The sequence below is a fragment of the Streptomyces sp. NPDC001868 genome, from assembly GCF_040297125.1.
GTDB lineage: Bacteria > Actinomycetota > Actinomycetes > Streptomycetales > Streptomycetaceae > Streptomyces.
On sequence record NZ_JBEOYO010000062.1, the window covers coordinates 1 to 16691 of the forward strand.

At 71.9% G+C, this 16691-nt stretch carries 10 protein-coding genes; 5 read left to right on the forward strand and 5 right to left on the reverse strand.

The genetic code is table 11. The features are described 5' to 3' along the window. Positions 1–195 precede the first annotated feature (195 nt). The 5 genes from aceE to ABT147_RS40305 form a co-directional block, all read right to left on the reverse strand. Positions 196–2898, reverse strand: coding sequence for a pyruvate dehydrogenase (acetyl-transferring), homodimeric type (aceE, locus tag ABT147_RS40285; protein WP_351415965.1), 2703 nt, complete (start codon positions 2896–2898; stop codon positions 196–198). A gap of 576 nt (positions 2899–3474) precedes the next feature. Further along, complete coding sequence (locus ABT147_RS40290) at positions 3475–4119, reverse strand: GntR family transcriptional regulator (RefSeq protein ID WP_351415968.1); 645 nt, start codon at positions 4117–4119, stop codon at positions 3475–3477. A gap of 279 nt (positions 4120–4398) precedes the next feature. Then, a complete protein-coding gene (sucB, locus tag ABT147_RS40295; protein ID WP_351415970.1) occupies positions 4399–6207 on the reverse strand; it encodes a 2-oxoglutarate dehydrogenase, E2 component, dihydrolipoamide succinyltransferase in 1809 nt (602 codons plus the stop codon). Between the two features lie 60 nt (positions 6208–6267). Next, positions 6268–7656 (reverse strand): dihydrolipoyl dehydrogenase, encoded by a 1389-nt coding sequence (gene lpdA / locus ABT147_RS40300; RefSeq protein WP_351415973.1) that lies wholly within the window; start codon positions 7654–7656, stop codon positions 6268–6270. A gap of 290 nt (positions 7657–7946) precedes the next feature. Next, entirely contained in the window at positions 7947–9485 is a 1539-nt protein-coding gene (locus ABT147_RS40305) for a leucyl aminopeptidase (RefSeq protein ID WP_351415975.1), read from the reverse strand. A 486-nt stretch (positions 9486–9971) separates the two neighbouring features. Between ABT147_RS40305 and ABT147_RS40310 the strand changes: the two genes are divergently transcribed. The 5 genes from ABT147_RS40310 (at position 9972) to ABT147_RS40330 (ending at position 16676) form a co-directional block, all read left to right on the forward strand. Then, positions 9972–12005 (forward strand): hypothetical protein, encoded by a 2034-nt coding sequence (locus ABT147_RS40310; protein WP_351415978.1) that lies wholly within the window; start codon positions 9972–9974, stop codon positions 12003–12005. 147 nt (positions 12006–12152) lie between these two features. Continuing rightward, a complete protein-coding gene (gene pelF, locus ABT147_RS40315) occupies positions 12153–13676 on the forward strand; it encodes a GT4 family glycosyltransferase PelF (RefSeq protein ID WP_351415980.1) in 1524 nt (507 codons plus the stop codon). Then, positions 13673–15193, forward strand: coding sequence for a hypothetical protein (locus ABT147_RS40320; protein ID WP_351415983.1), 1521 nt, complete (start codon positions 13673–13675; stop codon positions 15191–15193). Before pelF ends, ABT147_RS40320 begins: the two co-directional genes overlap by 4 nt. Continuing rightward, positions 15190–15870, forward strand: a complete 681-nt coding sequence (locus ABT147_RS40325) for a spherulation-specific family 4 protein (protein WP_351415984.1) — start codon at positions 15190–15192, stop codon at positions 15868–15870. The genes ABT147_RS40320 and ABT147_RS40325 overlap by 4 nt, the downstream gene beginning before the upstream one ends. Then, a complete protein-coding gene (locus ABT147_RS40330) occupies positions 15867–16676 on the forward strand; it encodes an endo alpha-1,4 polygalactosaminidase (RefSeq protein ID WP_351415986.1) in 810 nt (269 codons plus the stop codon). Before ABT147_RS40325 ends, ABT147_RS40330 begins: the two co-directional genes overlap by 4 nt. Positions 16677–16691 lie beyond the last annotated feature (15 nt).

A 16691-nucleotide genomic window follows, 5' to 3' on the forward strand; every position in this document is an offset into this window, starting at 1 on the left:
ACGGCCCCTGCGGGCCGTTGAAAAAGCACGGGGCGCAGCCCCTGCTTTTTCAGGGGCGCGGGGAACTGCGCGACCAGCCCCCACCGGACCCGCACCCGAACTCCGACCTCAGGGGGTCGAAGGGGCGCAGCCCCTGGGGATGGGACGGGTAGGGGCGGCGGGGGCGAAGGAGAACCCCCGTCACCCCCACCGGGGTCACAGCCCGTACCGCTCCCGGGCCTCCTTCACGGCCGTCGCCTTGACCTCACCCCGCCGCGCGAGCTGGGCGAGCGCCGCCACGACGACGGACTGCGCGTCGACCCCGAAGTGCCGACGGGCCGCCTCACGCGTGTCGGAGAGACCGAAGCCGTCCGCACCCAGCGAGGAGTAGTCCTGCTCGACCCACTGCGCGATCTGGTCCGGGACCTGGCGCATGTAGTCGGAGACCGCCAGGACCGGCCCCTCGGCACCCTGCAGCACCTGACGGACGTACGGCATCCGCTCCTCGCCGCGCAGCAGCGCCGCGTCCGCCTCCAGGGCGTCCCGCCGCAGCTCCGTCCAGGACGTCGCCGACCAGACGTCGGCCGCCACACCCCACTCCTCCGCGAGCAGCTTCTGCGCCTCGAGCGTCCAGTGGATCGCCGTACCGGAGCCGAGCAGCTGGATGCGCGGAGCGTTCGCCGCCGGGGACAGCCCCGCCGACTCGGCCGTGTTGAAGCGGTACAGGCCCTTGACGATGCCCTCGTCCACCCCGGCCACGCCGGGCTTCGCGGGCTGCGGCATCGGCTCGTTGTAGACGGTCAGGTAGTAGAAGACGTTCGGGTCCTCACCCGGGGCCGCCTCGCCGTACATCCGCCGCAGACCGTCCTTGACGATCGCCGCGACCTCGTACGCGAACGCCGGGTCGTACGTCAGCGCCGCCGGGTTCGTCGCCGCGATCACCGGCGAGTGGCCGTCGGCGTGCTGGAGGCCCTCGCCCGTCAGCGTCGTACGGCCGGCCGTCGCGCCGACGAGGAAGCCGCGGCCGAGCTGGTCGCCGAGCTGCCACATCTGGTCGGCCGTACGCTGCCAGCCGAACATCGAGTAGAAGATGTAGAACGGGATCATCGCCTCGCCGTGCGTCGAGTACGACGTCGAGGCGGCGATGAAGTCCGCCATGGAACCGGCCTCGGTGATCCCCTCGTTGAGGATCTGGCCGTCCTTGGCCTCCTTGTAGTACATCAGCTGGTCACGGTCGACCGGCTCGTACGTCTGGCCCTTGGGGGAGTAGATCCCGAGGGAGGGGAAGAGGCTCTCCATGCCGAAGGTGCGCGCCTCGTCGGGGACGATCGGCACCCAGCGCCTGCCCGTCTGCTTGTCGCGGACCAGGTCCTTGACCAGGCGGACGAAGGCCATGGTCGTCGCCACGTTCTGCGAGCCGGAGCCCTTGTCGAAGGCGGCGAAGGTCTTGTCGGCGGCGGCCGGGAGGGGGGCGAGGGCGTGCGTACGGCGGGCGGGGGCGGGACCGCCGAGGGCCGCGCGGCGCTCCTGGAGGTAGCGGACCTCGGCGGAGTCGGCGCCCGGGTGACCGTAGGGCACGACCCCGTCGACGAAGTCGCTGTCCTTGATGGGGAGTTCGAGCAGGTCACGCATCTGCTTGAACTCGTCCACCGACAGCTTCTTCATCTGGTGGTTGGCGTTCTTCGACGCGAAGCCCTCGCCGAGGGTGAAGCCCTTGACGGTCTGGGCCAAGACGACGGTCGGCGCGCCCTTGAACTCGACGGCGGCCTTGTAGGCGGCGTACACCTTGCGCGCCTCGTGACCACCGCGCGAGAGGTGGAAACACTCCAGGATCTTGTCGTCGCTCAGCAGCTTCGCCATCTCGACGAGCGCCGGGTCGGAGCCGAAGAAGTCCTGGCGGATGTAGGCGGCGTCGCGGGTCTGGTACGTCTGCACCTGCGCGTCGGGCACCTCACGGAGGCGGCGTACGAGCGCCCCGGTCGTGTCCAGCTGGAACAGCTCGTCCCAGGCCGAACCCCACAGCGACTTGACGACGTTCCAGCCGGCGCCCCGGAACTGGGCCTCCAGCTCCTGCACGATCTTGAAGTTCGCGCGGACCGGGCCGTCGAGGCGCTGCAGGTTGCAGTTGATGACGAAGGTGAGGTTGTCCAGACCCTCACGGGAGGCAAGGGCGAGTGCCGCCGTGGACTCCGGCTCGTCCATCTCGCCGTCGCCGAGGAACGCCCAGACGTGGGAGTTCGAGACGTCCTTGATGCCACGGCTGGTGAGATAGCGGTTGAACCGCGCCTGGTAGATGGCGGAGAGGGGGCCGAGGCCCATGCTCACCGTCGGGAACTCCCACAGCCAGGGCAGGCGGCGGGGGTGCGGGTACGACGGGAGGCCGTCGCCGGCCGCCTCGCGGCGGAAGTTGTCCAGGTGGGACTCGTTCAGGCGGCCGTCGAGGAAGGCGCGGGCGTAGATGCCGGGGGAGGCGTGGCCCTGGATGTAGAGCTGGTCGCCCGAGCCGTCGGCCTCCTTGCCCTTGAAGAAGTGGTTGAAGCCCGTCTCGTAGAGCCAGGCCGCGGAGGCGAAGGTGGCGATGTGGCCGCCGACGCCGTATTTGGAGCCGCGGGTGACCATCGCGGCCGCGTTCCAGCGGTTCCACGCGGTGATACGGCGTTCCAGCGCCTCGTCACCGGGGACGCCCGGCTCGGCGGCGGTGGGGATGGTGTTGACGTAGTCCGTCTCGAGCAGCTTGGGCAGCGCGACGCCGTTGCCCTCCGCACGCTCCAGGGTGCGGCGCATCAAGTACGCCGCGCGGTGCGGCCCGGCCGCCTTGGTGACGGCGTCCAGCGAGGCCTGCCATTCGGCGGTCTCCTCCGGATCCCGGTCGGGGAGCTGGTCGAGCGCGCTCGGCTGGATGGCGTTGGAGTCGGTCATTGCGCCGCCTTCCTCAGTCGAAGGGGGTTCCCTCATCGGTAAGGGTTCGGGGGTTGCCCTTGGTCTTTGGCAGGACAGGGCGGTGGGCTTCGGTGGAAGCCCGTCGGCGACTGTAACCCGCTGATCGATGATCGATCAAAGGGTCGCGGGCAAAATCTCTTGATCCCGAGAAAGTCGGCACGGGGTGCCCTTGGCGGAGACACCGGGTGCCGTTGTGGGGCGGGGTTTGTGCAGGTGGGGCGGCGTTTGAGCGGGGGTGCGCTCAGGGGGTGGGCCGGTTGGGGTGCGTTCTCGGCTGCGGATGCGTGGGGCTTCTCGCGCAGTTCCCCGCGCCCCTGAAAAGCACGGGCTGCGCCCTGCGCTTTTCAGGCCCGCAGCCCCGTCACCTTTCAGGCCCCGAAGCCGTGGTCCCTACAGGCCCCCCAAACCGTGGTCCTTCAGGCCCCCAAACCGTGGTCTCTTCAGGCCCCCCGGGGCCCGAAGCTTCTAGGGGCGCGGGGAACTGCGCGGCTGGCCCCCACCGGACCCGCACCCGCCAACGCACCCCAACCGGCCCCCTGAGTGCACCCCACGCGGCTAGGCCGGCTCGTCGTCCGTGTGCGGGGCGCAGCCCAACACGTGGGCCTTGACCAGGTCGGCGATCCGCGGGTCGCGGCGCCGGAAGGCCGCGACCAGCTCCTCGTGCTCCTCGGCGTAGGACTGCTGGACCGTGCCCAGCCAGCGGATCGAGAGCGCGGTGAAGACCTCGATCCCCAGCCCCTCCCACGTGTGCAGCAGCACCGAGTTGCCGGCCGCCCGCACCAGCTCCCGGTGGAACGCCACCGTGTGCCGTACCTGGGACGTGCCATCGGCGTTCCGGTCCGCCTCGTACAGCGCGGCCACATGCGGCTCCAGCGCCGAGCAGTCCTCGGCCAGCCGCTCCGCCGCCAGCTCCGCCGCGATCGCCTCCAGACCGGCCCGTACGGGGTAGCTCTCCTCCAGGTCGGCGGCGGTCAGATTCCGTACCCGTACGCCCTTGTTCGGCGCGGATTCGATCAACCGCAGCGACTCCAGCTCACGCAACGCCTCCCGCACGGGAGTCTGGCTGACCTCCAGCTCCGTCGCGATCCGCCGCTCCACGATCCGCTCACCCGGCTTCCACCGCCCGCTCACGATCCCCTCCACGATGTGCTCGCGGATCTGTTCGCGCAGCGAGTGGACGACGGGCGGCGCGGTGGTCATGCGGGCTCCTTCGGCGGGGGACCGGCGGGGGACGAGCCCCAAGGCGTTGACCTCTAGACAATAGAGCCGCGGCCCTCCGGGGGAGAGGTGCACGGGGGCGCTTTCGCGCAGGTGAGACGAGACTTACACGCTCCCACGGAGAGCCGGTTTGTAAAGACCCGTACCGGCCGGGCCGCCGAGCGGCCGACGGTCGTCGGCGAACGCACCGGTGCCCCGCCCGGAAGTCTCCGGACGGGGCACCGTCGTGCTGTGGCCGGCCCGAGGGCGGACCTGGGCGTACTACAGGCCGAGTTCGACCTCGAACTCGCCCGCCTCCAGGATCGCCTTGACGGCCGTCAGGTAACGGGCCGCGTCGGCGCCGTCCACCAGACGGTGGTCGTAGGAGAGGGTCAGGTAGGTCATGTCGCGGACGGCGATGACCGTGCCCTCCTCCGTCTCCAGGACGGCCGGGCGCTTGACCGTGGCGCCGATGCCGAGGATCGCGACCTGGTTCGGCGGCACGATGATCGTGTCGAAGAGCGCGCCGCGCGAACCGGTGTTGGAGATGGTGAAGGTCGCGCCGGACAGCTCGTCCGGGGTGATCTTGTTGGCCCGGACCTTGCCCGCCAGATCGGCGGTGGCCTTGGCGATACCGGCGATGTTGAGGTCGCCCGCGCCCTTGATGACCGGGGTCATCAGGCCCTTCTCGGAGTCCACCGCGATACCGATGTTCTCGGCGTCGAAGTAGGTGATCGTGCCCTCGCCCTCGTTGATCCGGGCGTTGATGGGCGCGTGCGCCTTCAGCGCCTGGGCCGCGGCCTTGACGAAGAACGGCATCGGGGAGAGCTTGACGCCCTCACGGGCCGCGAACGAGTCCTTGGCCCGGGCGCGCAGCCGCATCAGACGCGTGACGTCGACCTCGACGACCGACGACAGCTGCGCCTGCTCGTGCAGCGCCTTGACCATGTTGTCGCCGATGACCTTGCGGATGCGCGGCATCTTGACGGTCTGGCCACGCAGGGGCGAGGCCTCCAGGGCCGGCGCCTTCTTCGCGGCGGGAGCCGGAGCGGCGGCGGCCGGAGCCGGGGCAGCGGCGGCGGCCTTCGCGGCCTCGGCGGCGGCGATGACGTCCTGCTTGCGGATACGACCGCCGACGCCGGTGCCCTTGACGGCGCCCAGGTCGACACCGTTCTCGGCGGCGAGCTTGCGCACCAGCGGGGTGACGTACGCGCCCTCGTCGGTCGCCTTGGTGGCGGCGGACGCGACCGGGGCGGCGGCCGGAGCCGGGGTGACCGGGGCGGGCGCGGGAGCCGGCGCGGCGGCGACGGGCGCCGGAGCCGGGGCGGCGGGGGCCGCCGGCGCGGGGGCCGGAGCCGGAGCCGCGGGGGCGGCCGGAGCGGGCGCGGGGGCCGGCGGGGCCGGGGCAGCGGCGGCGGGCGCCGGAGCCGGGGCGGCCGGGGCGGCCGCCGGAGCGGCACCCGGGGCGCCGATGACGGCCAGCTTGGCGCCGACCTCGGCGGTCTCGTCCTCGGCGACCGTGATCTCCAGGAGCACACCGGAGGTGGGCGCCGGGATCTCGGTGTCGACCTTGTCCGTGGAGACCTCCAGCAGCGGCTCGTCGGCCTCGACGGAGTCGCCGACCTCCTTGAGCCAGCGGGTGACGGTGCCCTCGGTGACGGACTCGCCGAGCGCCGGGAGGACCACGTCGGTGCCCTCGGCGGAGCCACCGCCGGTGGCCGCCTCGGCGGTCGGGGCGGGCGCGGGGGCGGCCTGCTCGGTGGAGGGCGCGGCCGCGGCGGGCTCGGGGGCCGGAGCCGGAGCCTCCTCGGCGGCGGCGGCGGCGGGGGCCGGGGCGGCGGCGGGCGCGCCCGAGCCGTCGTCGATCAGCGCCAGCTCGGCGCCGACCTCGACGGTCTCGTCCTCGGCGACCTTGATGGAGGCCAGGATGCCGGCTGCGGGGGAGGGGATCTCGGTGTCGACCTTGTCGGTCGACACCTCGAGCAGCGGCTCGTCGGCCTCTACGCGCTCACCCTCGGCCTTCAGCCAGCGGGTGACAGTGCCCTCGGTGACGCTCTCGCCGAGCGCCGGAAGGGTTACGGAAACCGCCATGGTTTCTGTTGCTCCTTAACGATTGCGGAAGTCTGGATCGTCGCTTCGTCGACCGAGGGGTCAGTCGTGCGAGTGCAGCGGCTTGCCCGCGAGGGCCAGGTGGGCCTCGCCGAGCGCCTCGTTCTGCGTCGGGTGGGCGTGGATGAGCTGGGCGACCTCGGCGGGGAGCGCTTCCCAGTTGTAGATCAGCTGGGCCTCGCCCACCTGCTCGCCCATGCGGTCGCCGACCATGTGGACGCCGACCACGGCACCGTCCTTGACCTGGACGAGCTTGATCTCGCCCGAGGTGTTGAGGATCTTGCTCTTGCCGTTGCCCGCGAGGTTGTACTTCAGAGCGACGACCTTGTCCGCGCCGTAGATCTCCTTGGCCTTGGCCTCGGTGATGCCCACGGAGGCGACCTCGGGGTGGCAGTACGTCACCCGCGGGACACCGTCGTAGTCGATCGGGACGGCCTTGAGACCGGCCAGACGCTCCGCCACCAGGATGCCCTCGGCGAAGCCGACGTGCGCGAGCTGGAGCGTCGGGACCAGGTCACCGACGGCGGAGATGGTCGGGACGTTCGTCCGCATGTACTCGTCGACCAGGACGTAGCCGCGGTCCATCGCGACGCCCTGCTCCTCGTAGCCGAGACCGGCGGAGACCGGCCCGCGGCCGACGGCCACCAGCAGCAGCTCGGCCTCGAACTCCTTGCCGTCGGCGAGGGTGACCTTGACACCGTCCTGGGTGTACTCGGCCTTCGAGAAGAAGGTGCCCAGGTTGAACTTGATGCCGCGCTTGCGGAAGGCGCGCTCAAGAAGCTTGGAGGAGTTCTCGTCCTCGAGGGGGGCCAGGTGCTTCAGGCCCTCGATGATCGTGATGTCGGTGCCGAAGGACTTCCAGGCGGAGGCGAACTCGACGCCGATGACACCGCCGCCGAGGACGATCGCGGACTTCGGGACACGGTCCAGGACGAGGGCGTGGTCCGAGGAGATGATGCGGTTGCCGTCGATCTCCAGGCCCGGCAGCGACTTCGGCACGGAGCCGGTCGCCAGCAGGACGTGACGGCCCTGGACGCGCTGGCCGTTGACGTCGACGGAGGTGGGGGAGGACAGTCGGCCCTCACCCTCGATGTAGGTGACCTTGCGGGAGGCGATGAGCCCCTGCAGACCCTTGTACAGGCCGGAGATCACGCCGTCCTTGTACTTGTGCACGGCGGGCACGTCGATGCCCTCGAAGGTGGCCTTCACACCGAACTGCTCGCTCTCGCGGGCCTGGTCGGCGATCTCGCCCGCGTGCAGCAGGGCCTTCGTGGGAATGCATCCCCGGTGCAGGCAGGTGCCGCCGACCTTGTCCTTCTCGATCAGGGCGACGTCCAGGCCCAGCTGAGCCCCGCGCAGGGCCGCGGCGTAACCACCGCTACCACCGCCGAGGATCACTAGGTCGAAAACGGTGCTGGCGTCGTTCGCCACGTCACGTCCTCCATGCATGTGCGCCGTACGCCGGTCGTCCTCGACCGCGCGGCGGCTGGTGTCCGGCCGCTCTTCTTCGGCCCTGTGGTGGGGGCCCTGTCCTGCCGAGCCCCATCTTCGCACTTGTCGAGAGGGAACGAGACGCCGGGCCGGGGTGTGAGACACCACACGCTCACTTGTGACGGGGCAGGGCGGCAGCGCGCCCTTCAGGGGCGCGGGGAACCGCGCGACCGGCCACAGCCGGCCCGCAGTCGCCCGCGTCCCTCAGGTGTCGAGCCAGGGGGCGGACATCACCCCAGGTCGCCGGAGGCAGCCCGCTCGGCCAGCCGCACCAGAGTCCGCACCGCGGTCCCGGTCCCACCCTTGGGCGTGTACCCGAAGGGCCCGCCCTCGTTGAACGCCGGCCCCGCGATGTCCAGGTGCGCCCAGGTGATCCCCTCGCCCACGAACTCCTTCAGGAACAGCCCGGCGACGAGCCCGCCGCCGTACCGCTCCCCCATGTTCGCGATGTCGGCGGTCGGGGAGTCCATCCCCTTGCGCAGGTGGTCCGGCAGCGGCATCGGCCACGCAGGCTCCCCGGCCTCCTCCGCCGCCTCGTGCACCGCGGAGCGGAACGCGTCGTCGTTGGCCATGATCCCGAACGTCCGGTTGCCCAGCGCCAGCATCATCGCGCCGGTCAGCGTCGCCACGTCGACGATCGCGTCCGGCTTGTCCTCGGAGGCCTTGGCGAGCGCGTCGGCCAGGACGAGCCGGCCCTCGGCGTCGGTGTTCAGCACCTCGACCGTCTTGCCGCTGTACATGCGCAGCACATCACCCGGGCGGGTGGCGGAGCCGGACGGCATGTTCTCGGCGAGGGCGAGCCAGCCGGTGACGTTGACTTCGAGACCGAGGCGCGCGGCGGCGACGACGGCGGCGAACACGGCGGCGGCACCGCTCATGTCGCACTTCATCGTCTCGTTGTGCCCGGCGGGCTTGAGCGAGATGCCGCCCGAGTCGTAGGTGATGCCCTTGCCGACGAACGCCAGGTGCTTCTTCGCCTTGGAGTGGGTGTACGACAGCTGCACCAGCCGGGGCGTTGCCGCGGAGCCCGCGCCGACGCCGAGGATGCCGCCGTAGCCGCCCTTGGCGAGCGCCTTCTCGTCGAGCACGGTCACCTTGATGCCGTGTTCCTTGGCCGCGGTCTGCGCGACGGCGGCGAAGGCCTCCGGGTCGAGGTCGTTCGGCGGCGTGTTGATCAGGTCGCGGGCGCGGTTCAGCTCCTCGGTCACCGCGATCGCGCGCTCGGCGGCCGCCTTGTGGGCCTTGTCGCGGGGCTTCGCGCCGAGCAGGGCGATCTCGGCGAGCGGCGCCTTGCCGTTCTTCGCCTTCGCGTCCTTGTTCTGCTCCTTGTAGGCGTCGAAGGAGTACGCGCCGAGCAGCGCGCCCTCGGAGACGGCGGCCACGGCGTCGGCGTCCTCGACGGGCAGCGCGAAAGCGGCCTTCTTCGTACCGGACAGGGCGCGGGCCGCGGCACCGGCCGCGCGGCGCAGCGCCTCCGCGCCGAACGAGCCGTCCTTCTCGGGCACCGCGCCGAGGCCCACCGCCACCACGAGCGGCGCCTTGAAGCCGGACGGCGCGGGCAGCTTCGTCACCTCGCCCTCGGCGCCCGAGGCGCCGAGGGTCTCCAGGAGGCCCGCCAGCTTGCCGTCGTAAGCCTTGTCCACAGCCTCGGCGCCCGGCGCTACGACCAGGCCCCCAGGCCGAGATGCAGGGCCCTTCGCGACACCGACCACGATGGCGTCGGCACGGAGGCCCGGCGCGGCGGCGGTGCTGAGAGTGAGAGCAGTCACGGTGGTGAAATCTCGCTTCCGATTGAGTTTCGGTGGCCGAACGGATGGGTCGACGTGCCGAGAACGAGCCTAGGCCCTTGTTCGGCCCATCGGACCTGGGGCGTGGGCCGGTTGCGCTCCCGCCGTCCGCAGGGCGTCCGCTGCGACCAGCCTCCCCGACTTTCGGCTCCGGCCGTGCAGGGAGATCCCCATGAATTCGGCATAGGGGGATCCCTTATCGCCGGGCCGGTGCCACGCGTTCCATGGTCCGGGGCGCGGCGCCGACCGTTCTTCGCGCGTAGCGCGGCCCACCGGATTTCGATCACTCCTGCGGGCATTCACCCCTATGTGGCTTCATGGTCATTTTCGTGCCTGATGTGCCCTGACCTGGGCCACACTCGTCCCGCCGGTGAGTGATCACCTCATCGGTCCGCATCATTTCCACAGATTCCCCTCGGCATGCGCTTCGGTTCGGTCGCAGGGAATCTTTTTCGGGGAGGGGCGAACATGACGCACAGCGTGCCCGGATGGAGAAACGCCGCCGCGGTCGTGGCGAGCGCGAGCCTGCTGGCGGCGGGCCTGGGCATACCGGAAGCGTCGGCCGCCGCCGCACCGCGCGTCGATCTGCGGGTCCTGGTGCTGGACAACGGCGACAGCCCCGTCCAGGCCATCGCCGCGGAGCTGAAGAGCACCGGCATCCCGTACACCCGCGTGGACCTCAACGACGCGAACCGCCCTACCGTGAACGCCGCTTTCCTCAGCGACACGGTCGGCGGCACCCCGCGTGCCAAGTACCAGGGCGTGGTGCTGCCCAACGAGGCCCCGTTCGGCGCGGGTTCGGCCGAGCAGACCGCGCTGGAGACGTACGAGCGGACGTACGGCATCCCGCAGGTCGACGCCTACACCTGGGCGCACCCCGGGGTCGGCCTCGACTACACGAGCGAGGGCGGCTGGGCCGGCTCCCTCGACGGCCGCGAGGCCACGGTGACCGCCGCCGGGAAGGCGAGCCGCTTCGGCTATCTGGACGGACAGTTCGCCTTCGAGGACAACTCCCCGTCCACACAGGAGAGTTACGGCTTCGTGGCCCGGCCCCGCGCGGGCTACACCAGCTATGTCGACCTCCCCGTGCCCGGCGGCAGCGGCCGGGGCAGCCTGGTCGGCGAGTACGCCCACGACGGGCGCCGCGAACTGGTCGTCACCTTCGCCTACAACCAGTACCAGCGGCAGTTCCGGGTGCTGGCCCGGGGCATCGTCGAATGGCTGACGGACGGGGTGCACCTCGGCCGGAACCGGAACTACTTCGCCGTCCACGTCGACGACGTCTTCGCACCCGACAGCCGCTGGGACACCGAGCACAACTGCACCCCCGGCAGCTTCAACTGCGGCGGCGGGGAGGGCGCGGGCACCGAGCCGATCCGGATGACCGCCGCCGACGCCGAGTACACCAAGCAGTGGCAGCAGTCCAGCGGCTTCACCCTCGACATGGTCTACAACGGGGGCAGCGGCGAGGAGTGGAAGGCGGCGAACGGCAACGCCGACGCCCTCGCCGACCGGCTGCTCGCCGACCGGAGCGCGTACCGCTGGATCAACCACACCTACACCCACCAGTACCTCGGCTGCGTCCAGGACACCTCGACCGTCCCGTGGAGCTGCGCGAAGGACGCGAACGGCACCACCCGCTATCTGAGCCGCGCCGAGATCGCCCAGCAGATCCGCGACAACCACGACTGGGCCGTCGCGCGCGGCCTTCCGGTGCGGCACGACGAACTGGTGACGGGCGAGCACTCGGGTCTGCGGACGCTGCCGCAGCAGCCGGACGACAACCCGAACCTCGCGGGCGCGCTCGCCGACAACGGTGTCAAATGGATCGCCTCCGACAATTCCCGTGAACCGGCCCAGCGTCCGGTGGGCGCCGCGCTGACCGTGCCCCGCCACCCGATGAACGTCTTCTACAACGTGGGCACGGCCGCCGAGATGGTCGACGAGTACAACTGGGTCTACACCTCGGCGGCCGACGGCGGCAGCGGCGTCTGCGAGAACAACGCGACCTCCACCTGCCTGGCCGCCCCGCTGGACCCGGCCACGGGGTACGCGTCGCACATCGTCCCGCAGGAGGCCCGTACCGCCCTGCTGCACGTCATCGGCAACGACCCGCGACCGCACTACGCCCACCAGTCCAACCTGGCCGAGGAGCGCCTCCTCTACCCGGTCCTGGACCGGGTGCTCGCCGACTACCGGGCCCTCTTCGCCGCCGACACCCCGCTGGAGAGCCCCCGGCAGAACGCGGTCGGCACCGAGCTGAAGCGCCGGGCCGCCTGGCAGACCGCCGTCGCCAACGGCACGGTCACCGCGTACCGGATCGGTACGTCGGTGACGGTGACGGCACCCAAGGGGCTGGAGATCCCGATGACGGCACCGAAGGGGACCGTCCAGCAACTCCCGCTCGGGACAACCACGTTCGGCACCCCGTACGCGGGAGCCCGCTCGGCCTGGACGACGCCCGCACCACTCCAGTCCGCCGTAAAGCTCAAGTTGCCGTAGAGCGCCCCCAAAGGGGCGCGGGGCTGTATTGGATATGCGGCTCCGCCGCGGGGCGCGACCAGCCCCCACCGACCCGCACCCGGGGTCCGGACCCGCAGTTCCCCGCACATCATCCGCGTAACAGCAACAGGGGGGAGCGGCGCAGCCATGCGCACCGGCAGTCATGTCACCATGCTCACCGAAGGCACCTACCCGCATGTCCACGGAGGGGTCAGCACCTGGTGCGACCAGCTCGTCCAGGGCATGCCCGACGTCGAGTTCCACCTCGTGTCGCTCACCGGAACCGGCCGCGAACCCGTGACCTGGGAACTGCCGCCGAACGTGTACCGGCACACCTCCGTACCGACCTGGGGCCCGCGCCCCGGCCGCGCCCGCGCCCCGTACGGCGCGGCCCGCCGCCGCTTCACCGACTCCTACGAGCGGCTCCTGCTCTCCGTCCTCGACCCCGACGCGCCCCGCGACTTCGGCACGGCCCTGTACGAGCTGGCCGAACTCGCCCGCGCCGGACAGCTGTCGGCGGCCCTGCGCACCGAGTCGGCGCTGCGCTCGCTGATGTGGATCTGGACGATGCCACACCTGCCGACGGCCGCCGCGCACCCCACGGTCCACGACGCGCTCACCGCGACCGACCTGCTGGAACACGCCCTGCGGCCGCTCGGCGCCCGGCTCCCCGAGGACTGTGTGGCCCACGCGGTCAGCGGCGGCCTGGCCACCCTGCCCGCGCTCGCCGCCCGTGAGCTGGACGGCGTACCGTTCCTGCTCACCGAGCACGGCATCTACCTCCGTGAGCGCTACCTCGGTCACCGGGGCGGCGACCAGCGCTGGCCCGTGAAGGCCTTCATGCTCGGCTTCCACCGCGAGCTGACCGGGCTCGGCTACCGCGCCGCCGACCTCATCACCCCCTGCAACCAGTACAACCGCCGCTGGGAGGAGCGCGGCGGCGCCGACACCGACCGGATCCGCACGGTCTACAACGGCGTCGACCCGGCCGCCTTCCCGCACGCCGGCCCCGAACCCGAGGTGCCCACCCTCACCTGGTGCGGACGCGTCGACCCCATCAAGGACCTGGAGACCCTGCTGCACGCGTACGCCATGGTCCGCGCCGAGATCCCGGAGACCAGACTCCGGCTGTTCGGGCCCGTGCCGCCCGGCGGCGAGGCGTACCGCACCGAGCTGGAGAAACTCGCCGCCGAGCTGGGTGTCACGGACGGGCTCACCTTCGAGGGCCGTATCACCGAGGTGTGGCGGGCCTACGCCGCCGGGCACGTCGTGATGCTGTCCTCCATCTCCGAGGGCTTCCCCTTCTCCCTCATCGAGGCCATGTCCTGCGGCCGTACGACCGTGTCCACCGATGTCGGCGGGGTCCGCGAGGCGGTCGGCGACACCGGCATCGTCGTGCCCCCGCGCGAGCCGGAGATGATGGCCGCCGCCGCGCTCACCCTCCTCCGCGACGACGAACGCCGCCTCGGCTTGGGTGAGTTGGCGCGGCAGCGGGTGATCGACCGGTTCACCCTGCGCCGGTCGGTGGACGCCTTTCGCACGATCTACCGGGAGCTCGCGGGCCGGGACGAGGTCGTGTACGAGCCCGCGCCGGAGACGGTCGACGACTGGACCGTCGAACTGCGCGACCCCTGGTACCGGACCGTGGCGACGGACGGAACCGACTGGTGAGCGGCGACCCCTCCACGCCCCCGGGAGCCTCCCCGGGAGCACGGCCGGGCACCCTCCCCGCCGTCCCGCGCCAGCGCAGGCCGCGCTGGGCCGAGCCCGACCCCATCGACCAACTGGCCGAGCGGCACCGGGAGTTCATAGCGGCGGCCGTCCACCCGGACGAGATAGCCGCCCTGCTGGAGTCCGACGGCATGTCCGACGACCGGACCCGTGAACGCTACGGCTGCCGCAACTCCTTCGCCCTGGCCGAGGAGTTGTACGAACGCGTCGAGCGGGCCTACCCCGAACCGGCCGGCCCCGCGCACGATCCCTGGCGGATCGGCCTGCTGGGCTGCCTCCTGCGCGGCGTGGTCTTCGCCCTCCCCGGCCTCGCCTACGTCCTGGGCGCGCCCCTCCTCGCCGGCCCCGGGGACGGCTCCGGCCTCCCCGCCGGTACGGTCCCGTTGCTGGCCGGCGCCCTGTGCGGCTGGATGTGGAACCAGGGGCTCGCCCACCGGGCGTACTCCTGGCTCGGGTTGGGCGACCGTGACGCGTGCCGCCGTTCCCTGGCCGTCGGCGCCCCCGTGGGCGTGCTCCTCTGTACGACGGTGGCCTGCCTGGCGGCGGGCCGCGGGGATCTGGGTGCGGTGGCCTTCGCCGCCGGGGAGTCCTGCTATCTGGGCGCCGCGACCGTCCTGCTCGTCCTGGGCCGCGAACGGGCCCTGCTGCACAGCCTGTTGCCCATGGCGGGGGGCGCGCTGTTCGCCCTGGTGCAGCAGGTGCCCGACTGGGCGCGGCTGACCCTGCTGGCCGGCTCCCTGTCGGCGGTCGTGGTCCTCGCCGCACACGAAGTGGCGCCCGTCGTAAGGGAGTTGGGCACGAGAGGCCGGTCGGCCGGACGCGCCGCCGTCCTCGGCACCGGTGGCGGCACGACGGGGAAGGGCCCGGCCTCGCCCCGGCTGGCCGCCTCCCTCCCGTACGCCCTCTTCGGCCTCGGCATCGGGGTGCTCGTGCTGTACGCGGCCGTCGGGGACGTGATCGCCCACGAGGGGCGCGGTTCGGTCGCGACCCCCGCCGCCGTGGCGCTCACGCTCAGCATGGGCCCCGCCGAATGGCTGCTGTACCGCTTCCGCAGCGGAGGCCTCGCCGGACTGCGCTCCACCAGCACCTCGGGCGCCTTCTGGCGGGCCACCACGGTGACCCTGGTCCAGTGCCTGGCCGGCTACCTCGCCTCCCTGCTGATCCTGGCCCACGCCACGGCCGCGCTGTGGCCCGGGGCCCCGCGCCTCGACGCCGTCCACTTCGCGGGCCTGCTCCTGCTGGGCGCGGTGCTCTGGACCGGCCTGCTGCTCCAGTCCTTCGGCGCGGTCCTGGGCGCCGCCGCCGTCTGCTGCGCCACCGCCCTCGCCCAGACCCTCGCCCTGGTGGCGTACCCGGGCGACCCGCACGGGAGTGGTCTGCTCGTGTACGGCGTCGCGGCCGTGATCCAGGCGGGCCTGGTCTGCGGACTGCTGGGGAGGGCGACGGCGCACCGATGAACACACGACCCCCTTCCCGTCCCTCTCTCCTGGTTCCCTACTACGAGCACCCCTCCGCCCGCCCCGCCGAATGGGACGCCCTCGTCGCGGCGGCGCCCCGCCTCTACGGTGTCGTCCTCAACCCGGCCAGCGGGCCGGGCGACGCCCCCGACCCGGCGTTCATCCGGGTCGCGGGCCGGCTGCGGGCGGCGGGCGTACGGCTCCTCGGCTACGCCGACACCGCCTACGGCCGCCGCCCCGTCACCGATGTCGTACGGGACCTGACCCGGTACCACGCCTGGTACGGCACCGACGGCACGTTCCTCGACCAAGTGGCCGCGGAACCGGGCGGGTTCGACTACTACCGGCGGCTCGCGGCGGCCGTCTGGGGCGCGGGCCCCGCCACCCTCGCCCTCAACCACGGCACCCCGCCGCACCCCGCGTACGCCCGGATCGCCGATCTCGTCGTCACCTTCGAGGGCAGTTGGGAGACGTACCGCCAGCTGCCGCCCGAGCCCTGGCCCGGCGGCAGCGGCGGCCTCGGCGCGCGGGTGTGCCATCTGGTGCACGGGGTGCCGCCGGGCACCGACGTGGCCGCTCTCGCCCGCAGCCGGGGCGCCTCCGTGCACTGTGCGGTGCCCGGCGTGGGGGATCATCCCTGGGGTACGTTGCCGCACGCCCTGGAGCCCACCCGATGAGCCGCCTCACCGCCCGCAGCGCCCTGCTGTCCCTGCTCCTGCTGATCGCGGGGTGCACGGCCGCCCCCGACGACAAGCCGGGCACCGGAGGCGAGACGGATGAGGGTGCCCGCTGGCGGCCCGAGCCCGGCACGCAGTGGCAGTGGCAGCTCAGCGGGCGCCTGGACACCTCCGTCGACGTCCCCGTGTACGACATCGACGGCTTCGACCACTCCGCCGACACGGTCGCCGGTCTGCACGACGACGGCCGCAAGGTCATCTGCTATCTGTCGACCGGCGCCTGGGAGGACTGGCGTCCGGACGCCGACGAGTTCCCGAAGTCGGTCATAGGGAAGGGCAACGGCTGGGAGGGCGAACGCTGGCTCGACATCCGCGCGACCGACGTCCTCGAACCCCTGATGGCCGCCCGGATCGACATGTGCGCGGAGAAGGGCTTCGACGCGGTCGAGCCCGACAACATGGACGGCTACCGCAACAGGACCGGCTTCCCCCTCAAGGCCGCCGACCAGCTCCGCTACAACCGCCTCATCGCCCGCCTCGCCCACGAACGCGGCCTCGCGGTCGGCCTGAAGAACGACCTCGACCAGATCCCCGAACTCGTCGACGACTTCGACTTCGCGGTCAACGAACAGTGCGCGGAGTTCGAGGAGTGCGACGACCTGACGCCGTTCATCGAGGCCGGCAAAGCCGTCTTCCACGTCGAGTACGAGATACCGACGGGCGACTTCTGCCCCGAGGCCCGGCGCCTGGAACTCAGCTCGCTGCTGAAGAAGTGGGAGCTGGGGGTGTGGCGGAAGGCCTGCTGATCACGGCCGGGACCA